At 41.8% G+C, this 20,168-nt stretch carries 16 protein-coding genes; 10 read left to right on the forward strand and 6 right to left on the reverse strand.

Annotation, left to right across the window (positions count from 1 at the left end; translation table 11 throughout):
• Nucleotides 1–566 precede the first annotated feature (566 nt).
• The 9 genes from ccoG (at nt 567) to CQA40_RS00050 (ending at nt 10,061) form a co-directional block, all read left to right on the forward strand.
• Entirely contained in the window at nt 567–1,979 is a 1,413-nt protein-coding gene (gene ccoG, locus CQA40_RS00005; RefSeq protein WP_115519117.1) for a cytochrome c oxidase accessory protein CcoG, read from the forward strand.
• Nucleotides 1,980–2,055: 76 nt separating this feature from the next.
• Nucleotides 2,056–2,967: an endonuclease gene (locus CQA40_RS00010; protein ID WP_258864395.1), complete on the forward strand. Its 912-nt coding sequence runs from the start codon at nt 2,056–2,058 to the stop codon at nt 2,965–2,967.
• A 190-nt stretch (nt 2,968–3,157) separates the two neighbouring features.
• Nucleotides 3,158–3,430 (forward strand): 30S ribosomal protein S15, encoded by a 273-nt coding sequence (gene rpsO / locus CQA40_RS00015; RefSeq protein WP_023927732.1) that lies wholly within the window; start codon nt 3,158–3,160, stop codon nt 3,428–3,430.
• Nucleotides 3,431–3,959: 529 nt separating this feature from the next.
• Nucleotides 3,960–5,876, forward strand: a complete 1,917-nt coding sequence (locus CQA40_RS00025) for an anthranilate synthase component I family protein (protein ID WP_115518963.1) — start codon at nt 3,960–3,962, stop codon at nt 5,874–5,876.
• Between the two features lie 22 nt (nt 5,877–5,898).
• Nucleotides 5,899–6,408, forward strand: a complete 510-nt coding sequence (locus CQA40_RS00030; RefSeq protein WP_258864396.1) for a DUF411 domain-containing protein — start codon at nt 5,899–5,901, stop codon at nt 6,406–6,408.
• A 149-nt stretch (nt 6,409–6,557) separates the two neighbouring features.
• Complete coding sequence (locus CQA40_RS00035; RefSeq protein WP_115518964.1) at nt 6,558–7,226, forward strand: aminodeoxychorismate/anthranilate synthase component II; 669 nt, start codon at nt 6,558–6,560, stop codon at nt 7,224–7,226.
• Between the two features lie 65 nt (nt 7,227–7,291).
• Nucleotides 7,292–8,296, forward strand: coding sequence for an anthranilate phosphoribosyltransferase (gene trpD / locus CQA40_RS00040; RefSeq protein ID WP_115518965.1), 1,005 nt, complete (start codon nt 7,292–7,294; stop codon nt 8,294–8,296).
• A 99-nt stretch (nt 8,297–8,395) separates the two neighbouring features.
• Nucleotides 8,396–9,367, forward strand: a complete 972-nt coding sequence (gene trpC / locus CQA40_RS00045) for an indole-3-glycerol phosphate synthase TrpC (protein ID WP_220271882.1) — start codon at nt 8,396–8,398, stop codon at nt 9,365–9,367.
• Nucleotides 9,368–9,401: 34 nt separating this feature from the next.
• Nucleotides 9,402–10,061, forward strand: a complete 660-nt coding sequence (locus CQA40_RS00050; protein WP_220271883.1) for a phosphoribosylanthranilate isomerase — start codon at nt 9,402–9,404, stop codon at nt 10,059–10,061.
• A gap of 86 nt (nt 10,062–10,147) precedes the next feature.
• On the opposite strand, the gene CQA40_RS10935 is transcribed toward CQA40_RS00050, so the two are convergent.
• The gene (locus CQA40_RS10935) at nt 10,148–10,324 is read right to left on the reverse strand and encodes a hypothetical protein (protein ID WP_181882768.1); all 177 of its coding nucleotides are present in this window, start codon (nt 10,322–10,324) and stop codon (nt 10,148–10,150) included.
• A 471-nt stretch (nt 10,325–10,795) separates the two neighbouring features.
• Between CQA40_RS10935 and CQA40_RS00055 the strand changes: the two genes are divergently transcribed.
• Nucleotides 10,796–14,137 carry a hypothetical protein gene (locus CQA40_RS00055; RefSeq protein ID WP_115518966.1) on the forward strand — a complete coding sequence of 1,114 codons (3,342 nt, stop codon included), beginning with the start codon at nt 10,796–10,798 and terminating at the stop codon, nt 14,135–14,137.
• 116 nt (nt 14,138–14,253) lie between these two features.
• On the opposite strand, the gene cobA is transcribed toward CQA40_RS00055, so the two are convergent.
• The 5 genes from cobA to cysD form a co-directional block, all read right to left on the reverse strand.
• Nucleotides 14,254–15,948, reverse strand: a complete 1,695-nt coding sequence (gene cobA, locus CQA40_RS00060) for a uroporphyrinogen-III C-methyltransferase (protein ID WP_115518967.1) — start codon at nt 15,946–15,948, stop codon at nt 14,254–14,256.
• 20 nt (nt 15,949–15,968) lie between these two features.
• The gene (locus CQA40_RS00065; RefSeq protein WP_181882769.1) at nt 15,969–16,487 is read right to left on the reverse strand and encodes a GIY-YIG nuclease family protein; all 519 of its coding nucleotides are present in this window, start codon (nt 16,485–16,487) and stop codon (nt 15,969–15,971) included.
• On the reverse strand, nt 16,468–17,691 hold the full coding sequence (locus CQA40_RS00070) for a class I SAM-dependent methyltransferase (RefSeq protein ID WP_258864397.1): 1,224 nt from the start codon (nt 17,689–17,691) through the stop codon (nt 16,468–16,470). Before CQA40_RS00070 ends, CQA40_RS00065 begins: the two co-directional genes overlap by 20 nt.
• Before the next feature lie 90 nt (nt 17,692–17,781).
• Entirely contained in the window at nt 17,782–19,233 is a 1,452-nt protein-coding gene (gene cysN, locus CQA40_RS00075; protein ID WP_115518968.1) for a sulfate adenylyltransferase subunit CysN, read from the reverse strand.
• Nucleotides 19,233–20,135: a sulfate adenylyltransferase subunit CysD gene (gene cysD / locus CQA40_RS00080; protein ID WP_115518969.1), complete on the reverse strand. Its 903-nt coding sequence runs from the start codon at nt 20,133–20,135 to the stop codon at nt 19,233–19,235. Before cysD ends, cysN begins: the two co-directional genes overlap by 1 nt.
• Nucleotides 20,136–20,168 lie beyond the last annotated feature (33 nt).

The following is a 20,168-nucleotide window of genomic DNA, read 5'->3' on the forward strand; positions in this document are numbered from 1 at the left end:
AAAAAAAAAAAATGTAAATTTACAAGAAGTGCTTTTTTGGATATTTCGCTTTTTGCAAAAGCTCACAATATGACAAATCCGCATTGAGATATTTCGCTTGCACTCAATATGACAAATAAAGACAACTCTCCTTGCTAAATGAATAAATCTTAAAAACATTTTTTACCTTTGTTTTGCTAGTATTTTTGTCAAAAATTTTTACTCAAAATTTTCTCAAAAAACATTGCTTTTTGGAAATTAAAGTTATATAATCGCTTCTGTTTTAGGCTAGGGCGTTTGGCATTTTGTGCAATTTTATGTGCAGAATTTGTCTAGATAGCCAAGCCAAACCCTTTATCACAAACACTTCGACATTTCACAACAGCTAAAGAGAAATCCTAAGGAGAATGCAAATGGAAGCGCAAAATCCACAAAATCCCACTTCACAAAATCCCGCCGTCTCACAAACAGCACAAAATCCACAAAACACCACACAACAAAATCTACAAAATCAAAGCACTTCACAAAGCCCAAGCACTACTACTCTCCCACCAAACTCCATAGACACTCTTTCAGGGCATTTGAGTATGCAGACTAAATCCCCTAGCCACTCTACTAGCTCTAGCTCCCTGCCAAAGCGCAAAAAACGCTATATCGGCTACGCGCTTATCACTACACTAGCATTGATTTTGCCATTTATCACTATAAATGGACATCAGCTTTTTTTGCTCTCATTTGTGCATAAAGAGTTGCACCTTTTGGGTGTGGTGTTTAGCGTGCAGGAGCTTTATCTTATGCCGTTTTTGTTGATAATGCTTTTTGTAGGGATATTTTTTATGACGACTTTGGGGGGTCGCGTATGGTGCGGGTGGTGCTGTCCGCAGACGATTTTCCGCGTGATATATCGCGACTTGATAGAGACAAAGATTTTGGGACTTCGCAAGCGTATCAGCGATAAGCAAAAAAAGCCTGATTTTAGTTTGTTTTCAAATAAGCTAAAAAAGGCATTGGGTGTGGTTATATTTGCGTGCTTATCTCTTGTAGTGGCGGCGGACTTTTTGTTTTTGTTTATGCCACCAAGTGAGTTTTTTGGCTATATAGCCGATGCGTCAAACCACACCATCGCAGTTGGCTCTTGGCTAGCGATAGCAGCTTTTTTGACTTTAGATGTTACACTTATGGCGGAGGCTTTTTGTATCTATGCTTGTCCTTATGCGCGCGTGCAGTCGGTGATGTATGATGATGATACGCTTATGGCGATTTATGATTCTAGTCGTGGTGGGGCAGTGTATGCACCAAATGGCGCAAAAAACGAGCTAGCACCCAAAAAGCAAAATCCAGCAAATGAGTGCACAAACTGCGTAGCATGCGTAAAAGTCTGCCCCACACACATAGACATACGCAAGGGAATGCAGCTAGAGTGCATAAACTGCCTAGAATGTGTCGATGCGTGCAGCGAAGTAATGGCTCACTACAATCGCCCAAGCCTCGTGCAGTGGAGCTCTCCAAACGCAATCGCTACGCGTAGTAAGGTGCGCTTTTTTAGGCTTAAGACTATCGGCTATATCGCCGTGCTGTGTGTGATATTTGCCATACTTATCGCTATGAGTGGCAAAAAAGAGCCAATGCTACTAAATGTCGATAGAAACACCCAAGCCTATGAAATCCGCAAAAGTGGCGCGGTGGATAACTACTATACTTTCCTTTTCCAAAACACCGACATAGAGCCACACGATTTTTACTTCGAGGTGGTGGGGAATGATGATATAAGGATTTTAGAGCCTAGCGAGCCTGTGAGAGTAGAGCCAAATGGCAAGGTAAAAAAAGCTGTGGCTTTGCGCGTGCAAAATCCGCTAGATAGCGCACTGGAATCAAAAGATTTGCGCGAAAAACTCATCATACGAGCCTATGCGGTGGATAATGATGAAATCTCTGTGGAGAGAGAGAGCTTTTTTGTCTATCCTAGCAAAAAGCGACTAGAAGCGAAAGCTAGGAGATAGTTGGTATTAAAAGTTGGCTTAAAAGTTTGGCTATATGTGGCTTATTAGATGACTTTATGGGCTTTATAAGCGGATTTTGGCAGTAGCAAATCAAGTGGCAAATAAGGATTTGGATAAAATCTTGGCTAGACTTGCTGTATACGCGCTTTTGTGTTGCTTGCTTAGTGTTAGTGCGTTTGCAAAAGTGCGAAACTTCGCCAATGCAAAAGCCACGCTAAAGCAGATATATCTAGACTTAGGGGAGGGGGCTTGGGAGGATTTTTATTGTCAAGCACCATTTATCCCCAAAGACAATCGCCTAGAAATCCTACCAAGCCAAAAATACACACCTAGAATCTCATCTAAAAAAGTGCAATATATCGAGTGGGAGCATATAATGCCCGCACATCGCTTCGGTAGCGAGCTAAAATGCTGGCAAGATAACCAAAGCAAAAATAACAAAAACTTGCCAAAAAATGCAAAATCTGCGAAAACTTCAAATTCTGCGAAAACCGCAAAAACCACTCAAAGCTCGCGAAAGTCCTGCCAAAAAGACGCATTGTTTCGACAAATGGAGGGGGATTTGCACAATCTTGTGCCTGCTATTGATGAGATAAATCGCGACAGACGCGACTTTGAGTATGCTATCCCTCCAAGCGAGCTAGAATTTAGCCAATATGGCGCGTGTAGAGTGTATAGCAATTTTGCAGAGGCGAAGTTTTATCCTGCGGAATATTCGCGCGGGTGGATAGCGCGGACATATCTATATATGAGTAAAAAATACGGCATAAAGCTAACAGATGATGAGGAATACATTATGCACTTGTGGGATAGGCAATATCCACCTAGCAAGCGCGAGAAAGCGATAAGAGAGGCGATAGAGCACAAGCAAAAATGGGAGGAAACAATGCAAGTGCTAGATGAAGCCAAAAAACTATACAGAAAATCCAAAAATCCGCGCAAAAAGCCATACAAAAATCCGCGCAAGCTAAGAAATGTTTTTAGATAGTATTTTTTTATTTTAATAAGGCAAGTTCGCAGAATTTTTGTGGCAATGCGCTGATAATTATATGCTTTGTGTGTTTGTTTTTCTGCTTTGATTTGTCTAAAAAGGGCAAAATTTAAGCAAAATTAAACTTATTTTATGTCTTTTTTGTGTAAAATCACGCCTTTATTTCATACCAATCAGGAGGTCAGTTATGGCTTTGGATACGGCGAAAAAGAGCGAGATTATCGGCAAATTTGCGCGAGATAGTAAAGATACAGGCTCTTCAGAAGTGCAAGTGGCTTTGCTAAGTGAGCGCATTTCATCACTCACACAGCACCTAAAGGAAAACCCAAAAGACCACTCTAGTCGATTGGGACTGCTAAAGCTCGTAGGCAAACGCAAGCATTTGCTACGATACCTAAAAAACACCAAATACGAGACCTACGCCAAACTTATAGAAACGCTAAAAATCAAAGACAGGTAAAACTTTCGGTTTTTTAGAAAATGGAGTGCAAGCTGTCCCAAAATGTGAAATGAGGCGAGTTTGTAAAATGTAAAAAGGGATATAAGGTTTGTGAGACTAGGGTAGGTTTTGTTACTTTTTGATTTTGCCTTTTTGTGAAATCTTTTTATAACAAACCTAAACCTGCAAGTTTTACGATTTTCATTGGTTCTTGTTTTTCTTTAGAGTTTAGGTTTGACAGAATCTAACACCGCAGATTATCATTTCACAATATTCCTGCGTGTTAGATTCTGTTTTTTTATATAATCTTTACTTATGAAAACTATAATTTTCAATGATTTTTTTATTTCCACGCCTTATGTAAAAACATTGTTTCGTATAAAATATACCAAAGAGATTAAACCTTTTGTGCTAAAATCCCAACTTATGTTTTTAGATGTGCAAAAATCAAAAAAATACTCAAAAACAAAAATCCTTAGCAAAAAATACAAAAATATCAAAATCCACACAAAAATTTCCAAAATCCTTTTTGCAAACTTAAGGAATCTAAATGCCACACTCCTTTTTTGAAGCCACAAACACTTCAAATGCCAATGCCTCCACTATTGCAGACGCCCCCAGCTTTTTAGATGATTCTATTATTTTTGACACTATCTGCCCTACCCTTGATACTCTGCACAAAATCTTGCCACAAATCCCCAAAGAATGCAAAAAACTGCCAATCTACAAAGAGCTATATGCGGATTTTATCACGCCCATTATGGCGATAGCACTGCTGAAATCCCGCTCGCAAAACTCCTTTTTGCTAGAATCTATGCAGGATAGGAAGCAGTGGGGGCGGTATAGCTTTTTGGGCTTTGAGCCAAGTGCGCATATCAGCTATTCTAATGGTGTGGTGCGACTAGAATCAAACGAGCAAAAATTGCTTGATTTGGCAAGATTTGGCAAAAAAGTATCCAAGCACCACGCGCAATCAAACACCATAGAATTTCAAGCAAATCCAAAAGAGATTTTGCGCGAAGTGCTAAAGCTATACAAAAGCCCCAATCTAGCGCAATATGGCATAGAAAATATCCCCTCTTTTAGTGGTGGGCTTGTGGGGTATTTTGCCTATGAGTATATAGGGCTTATTGAGGAGAAGCTAGATTTTGCCAAGACACAAAAATCTATGATAAATTTCACAAGCCACGCTAAAGAGCGAAATCCAACGCAAACAAAAGATATTGAGTTTATGCTTTTTGATAGCCTTATCATCTTTGATAATCTCGCTCAAAAACTCCTCTTGCTGACAAATATAGATTTGGACAAAAACAAAAATCCCACTGATAGCCTAAAAAACGCCTACATACAAGGAATCAAAAAACTAGAATCCATAGAAGAAATACTATGCCAAAATCTATCTAGCTCATCAACTAAAGAGAAAATCTCAAAAGAGCAGTCCCTATCGCAAAATCCACAAACTAGTCAGCAAACCACGCAGAGCAATCAAACTGCGCAAGATAAAATCCCTACCCCTCCTCCCTGCACTATCGCTTCAAGCCTGCCAAATGCTTTTGCCAAATCTCTGCAAGGATTTAGGCTAGATTCCCCGCTAAAAAGCCACTATGACAAAGCCGAATTTTGCGCTATCGTAGATAAAGCAAAGCACTACATAAAGGAGGGGGATATTTTCCAAGTAGTCCTCTCAAACCCTCTGCACGCAAAGGCAAGTGGCTCGCTTTTTGATGTCTATCGAGTATTGCGCACTAGCAATCCATCGCCCTATATGTTTTACCTCACAAGTAGTGATTTGGAAATTGCAGGGGCTTCCCCCGAAACGCTACTAAAGCTCCAAAATGGCACTATCTACACCTACCCGCTTGCAGGTTCTCGCCCTCGAGGTAGCACCCCTATCCAAGATGAAAATCTAGCAAAAGAACTCCTTAGCGATGAAAAAGAGCTAAGCGAGCACAATATGCTTGTGGATTTGGGGCGAAACGACATAGGCAGGGTGGCAAAAGTAGGGAGCGTGAAAGTCGAGCAATACCAAAACATTGTCCGCTATTCACACATTATGCACATTTCCTCACGCGTAAGCGGAATCCTGCGTGATGACAAAGACGCTTTTAACGCGCTTGATAGCATATTTCCCGCTGGCACTCTCTCTGGTGCTCCCAAAATCCGCGCGTGCGAAATCATTCACGAGCTAGAGGGGATAAATCGTGGCATATATGGCGGGGCGATAGGCTACCTTGACTTTAGCGGAAATATGGATATGTGCATAGGGATTCGCCTAGTTGTAAAGCAAGGCGATGAAGTTAGCGTGCGCTCGGGTGCTGGAATCGTCTATGATAGTGATGGGGAAAAGGAGTTTATCGAAACGCAAAACAAAGCAAAAGCTGTGATAAATGCCTTGCAAATCGCCTCACAAAATGCGCCAAAAAGACATAAAACAAAAGATGAGCAAATCAAAAATCTAAGCCAATAAAACCACTTAAAAGGAGTGTAAAATGAGATTCTTAGCTTCTATTATGACATTTGCATTACTTGCGACTTGCTTAAGTGCAAATAGCGCAAATCCAAATAGCGCAAACCAAAGCAAATTTATCAAAGTCTTTGAAAGCCCTACTTGTGGGTGCTGTGATAAATGGGTAGAATATATGAAGTCCAAAGGCTACAAACTAGAAGTGCATAAAAGCACGGATTTTTACAAAATCAAAGAGCAATACAACATAAAGCCCGCTTACCAAAGCTGCCACACAGGAATAATCACAAGTGCTAACCAAAGCTACGCGCTTGAGGGGCATATCCCACTTGGTGCGCTTGAGTGGCTACTAGAGCATAAGCCACAAGAAGCCATTGGCATATCTGCGCCCGGTATGCCTCAAGGAAGTCCGGGTATGGAGCAAGGGACTTATGAGGAATATCCCGTGATTTTGTTACTTAAAGGCGGCGAATATGAGCTACTAGGAATCTACAAAGGCGACAAACTCATAAAACCAGCAAAAATCAAAGAGTAAAAATCTGCGTAAAAAAAAACTTGACTAGAAACTTGTGTGCAAAAATCTAACCCAAAAATCTGTCCACAAAATTTGCTACATAGATTTTCGCAAGCAAATCTAAGAGAATCTTATAAAATCCACAAGCAAAAACACAAATAAGGAATCAAATGCTAGTGCTAATTGATAATTACGATAGCTTCTCATACAATCTCTACCAGCAAATTGCGCAATTTTACCCACAGATACAAGTAGTGCGAAACGATGAGTGCACTATTCCCCAAATAGCCAAGTTAAAACCAAAAGGACTTATCATATCCCCGGGTCCAAAAGCCCCAAAAGACGCGGGAATCTGCATAGAAGCCATTTTTCACTTTGCCCCGCAGATTCCTATACTTGGGGTGTGTCTAGGGCATCAAGCGATTTGTGAGTCATTTGGCGGAAAGGTAAGCTATGCCCCAAAGATTATGCACGGAAAAAGCTCGCTCATAGAAGCAAGTCAAGATTCCCCACTTTTTGATTCTATGCCACGATTTTTTGAGGTGGCTCGCTATCATTCTTTGGCGATTATCGAAGATGAGCTACCCTCCTGCCTAGAAATCATCGCACGCGTAAGTAGCAAAAATATCTCAAAATCCACCAACCACACAAAATCTACAAAATCCACAAAACTTGCAAAATCTAGGGAACAGCATTTGCAAGAAAATATAGATGAAAACACCATAATGGCTATCGCACATAAGCAGTATAAAACCTTTGGTGTGCAATTCCACCCAGAGTCAATCCTAACTCCACTAGGCAATCAAATAATAAAAAACTTTTTAGCACAGATTGGCTAAGAGTGCTAAAAATCCACTCCAAAAGTCCTAACTAGCGTAAATAAACCAAACAAAAAGGGGAACTAATGATAACTGACACTATCCACTCACTCACTCGCAAAGAAAATCTAAGCTCCAAACAAGCAAAAACCACGATGGACGCCATAATGGACGGAAAGGTAAGCGATGTGCAAATCGCAGCGTTTCTAACCGCCCTAGCCTGCAAAGGAGAAAGTATCGATGAAATCACTGCTAGCGTGCGCTCTCTAAGGGAGCATTGCGAGCATATAGAATGTGGCGAAGTGCTAGAAATCGTAGGCACAGGTGGCGATGGCTCACATTCTTTCAATATCTCTTCCACCGCTTCGTTTATCATCGCTTCAGGTGGCGTCAAAGTCGCCAAACACGGCAATAGAGCATTTTCATCAAAATGTGGCGCAGCTGATGTGTTTGAAGCATTGGGGGTAAATATTTCACTACCAAGAGAGAGGGCAAAAGCACTCATAGATGAAGTGGGAATGTGCTTTTTGTTTGCCCAAAACTATCATAGCGCGATGAAAAATGTCGCCCCTGTGCGCAAAGAGCTAGCAATCCGCACGATTTTTAACATCATAGGACCGCTATGCAATCCTGCAAATCCACAAATGGAAATAATGGGCGTCTATGAGCAAAGACTACTAGCCCCTATGGCAAAGGTGCTGCAAAATCTAGGGATAAAACGGGCACTTGTAGTCTATGGATTAGACAAACTCGATGAAATCTCACTAAGCGCACCTACACAAATCTATGAAGTAAATGGCGACAAAATCGATACCTACACGATTTCGCCACAGGATTTTGACTATGAAGTGTGCGACAAATCCTCGCTAAAAGGTGGCGAAGCAAAAGAAAACGCCCAAATCATAAGAGATATTTTAAGCGGGAAAGAAAAGGGAGCAAAAGCCAAAATCTCCTGCCTAAACGCAGGTGCAGGGCTATATCTAGCAGGCAAAGCAAGCACGATAAAAGAGGGCGTAAAGCTCGCTGAAAGCCTAATAGAGAGTGGCAAGGCAAGCGCAAAACTAGAGGAGCTAATCATCAAAAGCAAGTAAGCCCTTAGAAATGGTATTTTTGGGCATAGCTAAGATTTTGTGTTGTGTTTTTTTTGTGCTTTTATAAAGGGGAAGTAATTTTAAAGTTAGGATAAAAATTTGGATATTTTACAAAAAATTGTCAAATCAACTAAAGCGCGTGTGGAGCGTGATAAAGCGCAGATTTCTTTTAATGCAATGCGAGAAAAGGCGGAAAATCTTTATAAGATTCAGGTTGAATCAAGTGGCGAATCTAGCACAAAATCAAGTGGCAAATCTAATGTCGATTCGCCGATGAAATCGCCATTTATCAAGCCGCCATTTGCGTTTGAAAAGGCATTAGATTCACGCGAATCAAAGCTAGATTCAGCACAAGATTTGGCACAAAATAGCGATTCACAACCAAAATCTAAACTAGATTCAGCGCACGATTCAAGCGATTTAGCCCCACAAATGCGCTTTATTTGCGAGGTGAAAAAAGCTTCGCCATCAAAGGGCATTATCGCGCACGACTTCCCCTACTTGCAAATCGCGCTTGATTATGAACGCGCGGGGGCGGATTGCATCTCCTGCCTCACCGAGCCAGAGTTTTTCTGTGGCGCGGATTCGTATCTAAGCGAGATTGCAAAACGCGTGAAAATCCCTATTTTGCGCAAGGATTTCATCATCGATTCGTATATGATTTATCAGGCAAAGGTGCTTGGCGCGGATTGTGTGCTACTTATTAGCGAGATTTTGGAGTGTGATGAAATGCGCGAATTTTGCGACATAGCGCACTCTTTAGGCTTAAGTGTGCTAGTGGAGTCTCATAGCGAATCCGCCCTGCAAAACGCGCTAAACACAAACGCGCGACTTATCGGCGTAAATAACCGCGATTTGCGCGATTTCAAAGTGGATTTGCAAACAAGTGTGAGGCTAAAAAAGCTCGTGCCAAAGGATAGAATCTTTGTCTCCGAATCAGGAATCGCCACGCATAGCGACATAGCCCTTTTGCAATCAAGTGGCATAAATGCCGCTCTCATCGGCGAAACGCTAATGCGCGAAAAAGACAAAACCAACGCCCTAAACGCACTCAAAGGCGTGAATCTATGAATATGAAACACACAAATATGCAAAGGAATCATTTGTGTTGAAAATCAAATTTTGTGGGCTTTTTAGGGAGTGTGATATTGATTATGCAAATGCGCTAAAGCCCGATTTTATCGGCTTTATCTTTGTGGAGCATTCAAAGCGATTTGTGGATTTTGCCCTTGCTAAAGCCCTAAAATCGCGTCTAGATTCGGGGATTCAAGCGGTGGGCGTGTTTGTAGATAGCCCTGTGGAGCGCGTTTGCGAGGCTTTGAGTGAGGGCATTATAGATGTGGTGCAGTTGCACGGAAATGAAAATAGTGCCTATATCAGCGCGTTAAAAGAGTGTATGCAAAGCGATTTAGGCAAAGTCGCGCCCATTATCAAAGCGATAAAAGTAAGCGATTCGCACTCTTTGGTGCAAAGTTTTGAATCTAGTGCGCAAATTGGGGCGGATTTTATCTTGCTAGATAGCCCAAATGCTGGGAGTGGCAAAGCATTTGATTGGAATGCTTTGGCGCAACGCCTTGTCAAATCGCAAGATTTTACACGCGCATTTCAAACGCGCTTTTTCCTAGCAGGTGGGATAAATGTAGAAAATATCCAAAGCGCAATCGCGCTAAAGCCTTTTTGCATTGACATTTCAAGCGGTATCGAAACAAATGGAGTGAAAGATTTTGCCAAAATGCAGACAATCATCAACGCCATTCGCTCCTAACCTAAACTTCAAGCAAGGACAGCAACCGCTAGCGAATACGCCACTTTCGTCATTGCGAGAATCTGCGTTGGCAGATTCGTGGCAATCTACAAATCCATAGAATCAATCGTCATTGCGAGATTCCGCACTAAAGCGTGGAATCCGTGGCAATCCACAAAAACAAATATAGATTGCCACGCAAGTCTTGCGACTTGCTCGCAATGACGAAATGACATTTGGATTGCTAAAGAAACTGCGCTACGCTTGTTTTCTAAAGAAGCCAAAGGCTTTCTAAAGAAACTTCGCTTTGCTCGTTTTACTAAAGAAACTGCGCTACGCTTGTTTTGCCACGCCCACTTCGTTCGCTTACAATGACAGGAAAGTATCTCGCAATGACGAAAGAACCCACCCCCTTAGTCCCCCTCCGCAAAGGGAGGGGGAAATAATTTGCTTGCCCGCACTTGCAAGGGAGGAGACTTTAAGTATTTTTGTGATAAATACACCAAAAAATCCAAAAAATCTACCCAAAATTTTTTAGCAAAATATCAACAAAATTTTGCCGTTTTTTTTTTTTTTCATTTTTTGGGACTTTTTATTTTTATTTAATATTGATTTAAGAAATATTTACTTATGATTTGCTTGTCTTTTCAAAGCCAAATAAAATCTTAAATAAAGAATCTTGCGATACAGCGTAGCCAAAAAAGTGAGATTTTCTATATTTTGTAATGTTTGGCAGTCATCTTTAAGGAGTCAAAATGAAGCAGGGCATTAGACAAGTTTCTATCATCAATAGCACGATAACCAAACGAGAGAGAGAGAGAGAGAGTAGTTCGCGCTTAATTTGTCATACTGGGCAAAGCGAAGTATCTCAAGTAAAATCTAATAGAGATATTTCGGTTTCTACGAAACCTCAATATGACAAAGGTGTTTCCCTTGTAGGTAGTAATTTCACTTATTCCCCCTCCCTTGCGGAGGGGGCTAGGGGGTGGGTAAGTCCCACTTCTGCACTTCAAGTAAAGTCAGCGATTGTCAACGACAAAAATACAACCGCAGGCAATACAAATTCCATAAGTATCTCAAAAACAGATTCTGCCCTAAGTGCAAAATCAGCACACAATGACAACGCAAACAACCCAAACAACCCAAACAAACCTCGCAAACTAGCACTATCTCTCATCGCAAGCGTAGCATTTACAGGAATAGCCCTAGACATACTAGCAGCTGCTTGCTCAAGCACAGGGCAGGCAAACTATTGGACGATAAGCTGCTCGGGCAGTATGAATGCAAGCGATTTATACAATCCTCCCGCTATCTCATCAGGCATAGTCACCATAAATCTAAACAACCTCACTACAAATGGCGGAAGCAAACTTTTCGCGTTTCAACGATATGCAGGTAGCTGGGCTACAAATGGCACAAGGGCGGTGAATTTTAACAATGTAAATTCTGCTAGCACGACTTTTAGCATAGGATTTAATGTAGGGAATTGGAATAGCGTATCTGTGAGCGCGTCTAGGATAGGCACGCTAAATGTAAGTGGCAACTCCACACACACCATAAGCGTAAGCAATGGCTCAAACATAGGCAACCTACAAGTAAATCAAAGCAATTCCAACACCACCATAAACGGCTCTAGCATAACTAGTCTAAGTGGGAATTGGATAGGTATACTAAATGTAAGCAATGGCTCGAGTGTCGGCACTATCTCAAATGCTGGCATAGGCACGCTAAATGCCAACAACAGCACGATAAATACTATTGATAATACTTCCTCTCTAGGCACGCTAAACCTAAATAGCAACGCAAGGCTAGGGAATCTAACCAATCGTGCCAACAAAACCATAAACACCATAACCCTAAATAGTAGCTCCATAAGCGGGACACTTCTAAATAATGGAGCGATAAATACACTCACTCTAAACACAAACTCTTCTATAAACACCATTTCAAATAATTCTAGCATAGGCACACTCACGCTAAATGGTGGCTCTATCAATACCCTTACTCAAAACGGCACACTCACCACGCTAAACCTAAGCAATAACGCAAGAATAGAAAATCTAACCAATCAAGTAAATAAGACTATCTCTACTTTGACGCTAGATAATAGTTCTATAAATGGAGTGCTAACAAATGCTGGCACGATAGGGACTCTATCTCTAAGCAATTCTTCAAGGGTGGGTAGCATAAATAGCTCTGGGAATATCACAAGTCTAACTATCAGGGGCGATGGCTCTTATGTGGGTAGCATATCAGGTGGAGGCACTATCGGCACGCTCTCTATCGGCAACCGCTGGGTGTTTCAGCCAAATCTAGGAAGCAACGACATAGACGCAGCAGTAAATACACTTCTACTATATAGTGCAAGTATCGAGATAGACTCTGAAGGTGGTGCAAACAAAGGGTGGAATAACCTTACAAAAGCCAACGCAAAAGAGCATATAAAATTTAAAAGCATAACAACTGCTGGTATAGGCAACTACTCAATATATGTCGGTATCGGGGCAAATGCACCTACACCAAAAAGTGATGAGGACTACTATGAGACAAAAAATCTTGTGGTAAGTGGCACTACTCCTGCTGCGGATTTAAGATTTAAGCACATAAGCCCACAGCCCGGTGTCAAACTTATCCCCCTAGATGATGCCAATAATTCACTAGAGGGGACAAATGAATATATCCAAGCAGAAGCGACTAAATTTCGCCTAGAAGCAGATGTCGCTACAAGCTATGGTGCGAGTATGTATCGTGCACTTGCCCTAAGCTATATGCGCAGAAATGCGATGACGCAAAATATCCTAGATACGATGACAACAAAGACATTTCATAGTGATAAATACTATACCCACGAGGTTGAGTTGCGCCTTTTGCAATACGATATGGCAAGGCTAACAAATCGTAGCACGAAGTTTTCAAAACTTCAGCGCAAAAACACTTCCAATCTCGATAAAGTGCGTCAAAAAATCGCTAAGGTAACCTTAGAGCAAAGCAAAGGGCAGGATTTGGACAAAGGCTACAACAATTTTGAGCTTATCGACCAACTAGATGCAATCTTTATCCCTTACAGTGGGCGCAAAGATTGGAGGCTTTTTGCACTGCCTTATGGGGCAAATAGTGTCGTAGGACTTGGTGCTTCATCTGCTCTAGAGTGGGCTGGAGGTGCGATTTTTGGGATTCAGCGAAATCTGCTAAAAGGTGCGGGAATCTTTGGTGGCTATTGGGGGTATGAGTTTGTAAATACTGATACGCAACTTGTAGGAGCACCCACACGAGTGCAGACAAACTCACTTCAAGCAGGACTAAACTATTTTAAAACCTTTGCTTTCACTTCAAAAGTATGGGAGGGTTTTATCAAGGCTAGCGTTCGCGGCGGGGTTGATTTGCCACGATTTACATTCCAAGCAAGCGGGCAAGACAACACCATACAATCAAATACCAAAGCCTCATCTATCCCGCTTCTATGGAGCGCAGGAGCAGAGGTGCACGGCGGGATTACCTTTTATCAGTTTAAGCGCAATAGCTATGTAGCACCAGAGATTGGCATAAGCTATGATATTTTATCCACGCTTGATATGAAGTTTTTGAAGCCATTTGGTGCGAGCGAATTTTATGATAGGATTTATTGGCATTTGCCACAAGTGGACTTAAGCCTGCGCTACTATAAAATATTTGGCAATACATTTCGTCTAAATACCAAAATAGGCATAAAGTATAATATCCTAAACAATCAAGAAGCTACTTTCACTATCGGGCAATTTAGCGACAAAGGCACTATCAGCCTCCCCGTAGTTTATGGAAATCTAAGCCTTGATTTTATCTGGATGGTAAAGAAAAACCACGAGCTAAGTTTGGGCTATGATGGGCTTTTCTATGCAAATAAATTTGTCAAAGACAAGCAAAGTAAGGAATACAATCAGCAGTTTAACGGCGTAACTACGACCATAAACTTCAAATACGCGTATTGGTTTGGTGGCACTGACTATGTCAAAGACAAAGAGGGCAATGTCATCTCTACCAAATCAACCCAAAAACCCAAAAAATCTAAGCCCAAGAAGCAAAAGAAGTCTAATAAAAAAGTCTACTATATCGATGGGTAATATATTGATGGGTAAATGGGCTTGTAAAATGACATAAGGACTTTTTGGCAGGTAACATCACAAATTCCCCCTCCCTTAGCACGAGGGTATTTGCTTATCTTTAAGTCCCCTCCCTTTTAGTGAGGGCTAGTGGGTGGGTTCTTTTTTATTGAATCTAGCACGATTCGCTTACCCATAAAGGGCATATTGAGGCTTTCCTCTACCGCCTTACCTAAAATTAAAATGCTTGGATTTTCGCACGATTGCGCCATTTGGGGTAATTCGCCCAAAGTGCCGATGATTGATTTTTGGCTAGGCAGTGAGATATGCGAGATAAACGCTGCGGGGAGATTTTCGCTAATGCCCTGCGCCAAAGCCTCATCTTTAATGCGTTCCGCAAAGCTACGCGCCATAAGCACTATTATGGTGTAGGGCGAATCTTTAAGCCACTCTAACCACTGCGTGTGAAAAACACTCTCACGCAAATGTGCCGAGACGATAAGCGCACCCGAGCTAATGCCACGCAATGTCGGCGCAACCCCGCTATACAGCGCACCGCAAAGGCTTGAAGTAATCCCGCTGATATATTCCACCTCGATATTGTGCGCGTGTAAGAAACTCGCCTCCTCCCACACACGCCCAAAAATCACGGGGTCGCCACCCTTTAGTCGCCCTACGACTTTGCCATTTTTTGCGTGGTGCAACATTAGCTCGTTAATCTGCTCTTGCGTGAAAGACGCTTCGCTCTTGCGTTTGCCGACATTCACGCACTCCACGCCAAGCCCCTTGATATGCGCGGTAATCTCTGCGCCTATGAGATTATCCACTAGCGCAATATCAAGCAGGGCAAAGGATTCTAACGCTTTTAGCGTGAGTAGCTCAAAGTCGCCAGGACCGCAACCGATGATAAGCACCTTGCCAAGCGTGTTTTGGCACTCTTTGGCAATGGAATCTTTTGCCTTTTTATCCTTTGGTAACGCGATTTGGCGCAGATTTTTAAGGCGGTGGGACAGCACACCAAGTGCCTTTGGCAAAATCGCACTAATCTTATCACGCAGGACTTGCGAGAGAATGGGACTTGCGCCATTTGTGCTAACCATAACGCTCACATTCTCGCGCCTCACAATGCTCCCAAAGTAAAAATCACACAGATTTGGCGTATCCACGACATTTAGCAAAAACCCACACTCTTTACGCACACTATGCAAAAACGCGCCAAGTTGCGCATCACCACTCGCATCGATGATAATCTCAAAGGGCTTTAAAAGTTGCAAATCGGTGGTGGAATCTAGGGTGATGAGGTGGAAAGTTGCGTGATTTGTGGAATTTGCGTTTTTATTAGATTCGTCATTGCGAGATTTGGCGTTAGCCGAATCGTGGCAATCCACCACAAATTCATCATTCTGAGCTTTCATAGAAAGCGAAGAATCCATTTTAGCGACTTTGGAATTATTTGTGATTTGCTGACTTTGGGTGAATTTGTGTGATTTATCGATTTGCTCTTGGTTCATCGATTCACTATTTATTTTAGAATCGCGTGATTTGGATACTTCGCTACGCTCAGTATGACAAAATGGTAGTAAATTGCCTCGCAATGACGATTCGGTGCAATTAGATTCTGCGAAATACGGCACAAATCGCTTATCACAAATCTCACGCGCCCACACACAAACTTCCCACTGCGAATCTTGCAACACTTTAAACTTTTGCCACGCCACCGCCCCAGCACCGATAAGTAGCGTCTTTTTAGGCGTAAGCGCGATAGGCAGACTAAAAGATTGTCGCGAATCGTGAGTAGATTCAAAGAATTTATTGGATTTCTTGTTTGGCATATTTCACGCAAAAAATAAATTTAACTCTGTGTGCAGCCGATAGGCTTTTTACCGTGCTTTTTGATAAAATCTGTGATGATGATATTTTCAGCTTTTTTGCTTGGTGGGTAGCTGTCCTCAAACACTTGTCCAAAAATCTCATATCGTGGCTTTGGTGGGAAAAACGCATAGACAAACACTTCTTTGTTGATTTTTAGCAGACTTTGCAAGACAAAGTAGTTTGTCGTGGAGTTTGTGCCATTTATGCGGTATTCTGTCTTGCCACAATTATAGCTTTGCACGCGCTCTTTTATGTTGCTTATGGATTGCCCTATTTTAAAGATTTTGCCCTCAATGACAAACACATACACAAAGCCTTTATCTTGGCATTTTGCCTCATCTATGATTTGTATTTCTAGCTTTTCTTTGTCGCTATTTGGCTTTAGCTTGCAAATAAGGCTAAAATGCTCTTTGTATGCGAAATCCTCATATTTGCACTCACTATTAAGTTCATCGATATTTTTTAGTGGGACTATGTTTTTATTTTTTTGCTTTGCCATAATACGCCTTGTTAAATGATTCTATCACTGCATTTTCCTCATCGCTTAGTTCAAATGTGCCAAATTTTGGGAAGTGTTGCAAGATTCTAATGTTATTAAAATTCCCATAGCGCGTGATATTATTTAGGAATTTATAGATTGGCTTATTAAGTTCATCTTTGATTTTTTTTGCCTGCGCAAGATTTTCGCAGCGCACAAAAGCGATAGATTGTGTCATTCCGCAGTTATCGATAAAAGTGCCGTATTGATTGGTAAGCGAGATAAAGACTTTGTAGCCCTCTTGGTAGATATGTGGCTTTGTGGCATATACCACTTGGCTAGGCGTGTGGATAAGTTTGTAGATATGCGTTTTATCCTGCTTGGTGCTTATGCACTCTCGCTTGGTGTAGCGATGCAAGTTTGAGCTCGTCTGAATCTGATACTTTTCTAGCGAGGTATTATTAAGTGTTTTATCGATGATATTTTGCACGATTTGTGAGTGATAGAGCGGGATAAATCGCTGATTTGGCGTGATTTTTACAAATTGTGTGTCTTTTAGCACATAGTGATTGCGCACTTCAAATGCTTCTTTGTTTGGCACTTTTTGGAGCAAAAACCAAGTAAAAGATGAGCCAACTTGGGGGAAATATTTTTTTGCCCCGCCAATGTCTAAAATCCTAAATTGATACTTGCTTAGCTCACTAGGCAAGTCATTTCTATCAGCAAAGCTCATCCAATTATTTGGCACGATGAAAAGCAAATATCCACCCTCTTTTAAAATCTTTAGGGATTTTTGGATAAAAGCGCGTGAAAGGTTGTGATTTTTAGAGACGCGCTTGCCATCGTTAAATTTCGCATAAGGCGGGTTTGAAACGATTAAATCATATTCTTTGTTTTCGATAAAATCCAAAAAATCCATTATGGTAAGGTTGATATTTTCGCCAAAATAGGCTTTTAGATTTGCTATGCGTTTTTCATTTATTTCGTTGAAATAGAGATTTTTAAGCGGAGTTTTTAGCGCGGCATAAGCGTGAAAATTGCCATTGCCACAGCACGAATCAAGCACTTTGATATTTTGCCTTTGCCAAAACTCATCGGGAAGTGAATCAAGCATTTCTTTGACACAATCCATAGGAGTGCAAATATCATTAGAATTTACAAAATGCTCGGCATTAAAATTAAGCGTATCAAAGTGATTTTTTATCGCTTCAAATTCTGCTAACAAGGCAATTCTCCTAAGGTTTTGTATGAGCGATTATAGCAAAAGAAACTTTATCAAAGCAAACTAAAAATGGCAACTCTTGCATAACTACCCCTAGATTTCCCTGCACTCCCATTCGGGGTAAAATTCACGGATATAGGCATTGAGCGCGATTTCTTGTGGTGTGTATGTCCGTTTTGAATCTGCCTTATTTGCGCCAGATTCAAAGCCCTCAAACACCTCTACAATCATACCTGCCCCAAGCGTGGCATTTGTGTATTTATCGATGATGATAAAGCTCCCTGCCACGCGGTTATTGTTATAAGATTCAAGCCCCAAAGCCCTATCAAATTTCACCACACACCGCGCTATATCATTTAGGTGCAGATTGTGCGCGGGGTGCTCACTAAAGTCGTTAATATCCTTTTTATACACGATTTTTTCCACACTGCCCTTTAGCGTGGAGGTTGCGCGTTTGATGACATAGCTAGATTGCAACTCCATTGCCACCTCATCAAACCACACAATATCCGCTACCACGCATTTTCCAAGCCTAAGGCTATGTCCCTTTTGTGCGATTATATCACCACGCGTTATGTCAATCTCATCTTCTAGCACAAGCGATACGCTTTGTGGGAATCCAGCGTGTTTTACTGCGCCCAAAGCCTTTTTATCAAACTTTTTGCAATCCAAATCCGCAATCTCTTGGCTGACAATCGCCTTAACTTTGCTTGTCTTATTTGAGGGCAAAACAACTATATTATCGCCTACTTTAATTTCGCCACTTTCTATATTGCCACAAAACGCGCGGTAGTCAAGATTGGGACGATTCACATACTGCACGGGTAAGATAAAATTTTCCCCGCTTTGTCTGTGAATCTTAGCATTATCTAAAATCTCCATTAGGGATTGCCCCTTATACCACGCGATTTTTTGGCTTTTATGCAAGATATTTTCTCCATTTAGCGCAGAAATTGGGATAAAGTCAAATGTAATGTCGCTATTGTAGGCAAGTTGCGGGATAATCGCTTTGTAATCGCGCACAATATTTTCAAAAACTTCCTGTGAGTAGTCCATCAAATCCATTTTATTCACAGCCACGATTATATGCTTAATTCCAAGCAAACTCACAATATAAGAGTGCCGTTTGCTCTGGGTAAGCACACCTTTGCGCGCATCAAGCAAAATCACCGCAATATCCGCCGTGCTAGCACCTGTCGCCATATTGCGCGTGTATTGCTCGTGTCCGGGCGTATCGGCGATGATATATTTGCGCTTATTGGTAGTAAAAAAGCGATACGCCACATCAATGGTAATGCCCTGCTCACGCTCACTTGAAAGCCCATCGACTAAGAGCGCAAAGTCTAGCCCACCGCCTTGTGTGCCCATTTTTGCGCTCTCTTTTTCAAGCGCGTTTAGCTGGTCTTCAAACAACGCCTTTGAATCATAGAGCAATCGCCCGATAAGCGTGGATTTACCATCATCTACGCTTCCGCAAGTGATGAATCGGCAGAGTTCCTTATTTTGGTGCGTGGTTAGGTATTCGTGCAATTCAAGTTTTTTCATTAAAAATAGCCCTCCTGTTTTTTCTTTTCCATACTTGATTCCTCATCGCTATCAATAAGCCGTCCTTGTCGCTCACTCGTATTTGCAAGGAGTAATTCCTCAATGATTTTTTCTAGTGAATCGGCACTTGATTCAATCGCGCCTGTAAGCGGATAGCACCCAAGTGTGCGGAATCGCACCATTTCTTTACGCGCATTTTTGGCTATGTCTTTGGGGACGCGCTCATCATCAATTAGAATCTTTGTGCCTTTATACGCGCTTACAAGCCGCTCTTTGGCGAAATACAGGCTAGGAATGGGAATGTTTTCTAGCAAAATATATTGCCACACATCTAGCTCCGTCCAATTACTAAGCGGAAAAACGCGAATGGATTCGCCCTCTTTGTGGCGTCCGTTGTAGAGATTCCACACTTCGGGGCGTTGATTTTTGGGGTCCCAGCGGTGATTTTCATCGCGGAATGAATACACGCGCTCTTTTGCCCGAGACTTTTCCTCATCGCGCCTAGCCCCGCCAAACACCGCATCAAACTTGTATAAATCTAGCATTTGCTTTAGCCCTTGCGTTTTCATAATGTCCGTGTGCATAGCACTTCCGTGCGTGAATGGCGAAATGTTGATTTTTTCGCCCTCAGGGTTGCTATATACGATGAGATTCATACCCACTTCCTTAGCGCGTTTGTCGCGAAACTCAATCATCTCGCGGAATTTCCACTTCGTATCCACATGCACCAGCGGAAACGGCGGGATAGCGGGATAAAACGCCTTTTGAATCAAATGCAAAAGCACCGAGCTATCCTTGCCAATGCTATACAGCATAGCAGGATTGCTAAACTCCGCGATGACTTCGCGGATAATGAAAATCGATTCAGCTTCTAAAGCCTTTAAATGCGTGGTTTTGTTCATTTATATTTCTCCTTAATAAATATTAAAGTCTAT

The organism is Helicobacter sp. MIT 01-3238, from assembly GCF_003364135.1.
Classification (GTDB): domain Bacteria; phylum Campylobacterota; class Campylobacteria; order Campylobacterales; family Helicobacteraceae; genus Helicobacter_B.